At 45.6% G+C, this 888-nt stretch carries 1 protein-coding gene; it reads left to right on the top strand.

Going from position 1 to position 888, the window contains the following annotated elements; genetic code table 11:
- Window positions 1-864: elongation factor Tu (gene tuf / locus L5L77_RS22530; RefSeq protein ID WP_263186919.1), on the top strand; the 864-nt coding region annotated here is incomplete at its 5' end.
- Window positions 865-888 lie beyond the last annotated feature (24 nt).

The following is an 888-nucleotide window of genomic DNA, read 5'->3' as shown; positions in this document are numbered from 1 at the left end:
TCTACAGACGGTCCAATGCCACAGACTCGTGAGCACATCCTGCTTTCTCGTCAGGTTGGCGTACCTTTCATCATCGTGTTCATGAACAAATGTGACATGGTAGATGACGAAGAGTTACTGGAATTGGTTGAAATGGAAGTGCGTGAACTTCTGTCAGAATACGATTTCCCAGGTGATGATTTACCAGTAATCCAAGGTTCAGCTCTGAAGGCCCTAGAAGGTCAACCAGAGTGGGAAGCTAAGATCCTTGAATTAGCCGCWGCACTGGATTCTTACATTCCAGAACCACAACGTGAYATCGATAAGCCGTTCCTACTGCCAATCGAAGACGTATTCTCAATTTCAGGCCGTGGTACAGTAGTTACTGGTCGTGTTGAGCGTGGTATTGTTAAAGTGGGTGACGAAGTTGAAATCGTTGGTGTTCGCACAACGACTAAAACAACGTGTACTGGTGTAGAAATGTTCCGTAAACTGCTTGACGAAGGTCGTGCAGGYGAGAACTGTGGTGTGTTATTACGTGGTACTAAGCGTGATGACGTAGAACGTGGTCAAGTATTGGCTAAACCAGGTTCAATCAACCCACACACGACTTTTGAATCAGAAGTTTATGTTCTGTCAAAAGAAGAAGGCGGACGTCATACTCCATTCTTCAAAGGCTACCGTCCACAGTTCTACTTCCGTACAACTGACGTAACCGGTACTATCGAACTGCCAGAAGGCGTAGAGATGGTAATGCCTGGCGACAACATCAAAATGGTAGTGACTCTGATTTGCCCAATCGCGATGGACGAAGGTTTACGCTTCGCAATCCGTGAAGGTGGTCGTACAGTTGGTGCTGGTGTAGTAGCTAAAATCATCGCTTAATTGCGATAGAAATTAGTTTGAAAA

This window comes from Shewanella sp. SM29 (assembly GCF_025654245.1).
Lineage (GTDB): Bacteria > Pseudomonadota > Gammaproteobacteria > Enterobacterales > Shewanellaceae > Shewanella > Shewanella oncorhynchi.
This window is presented reverse-complemented; position numbering and strand designations above follow the sequence as displayed.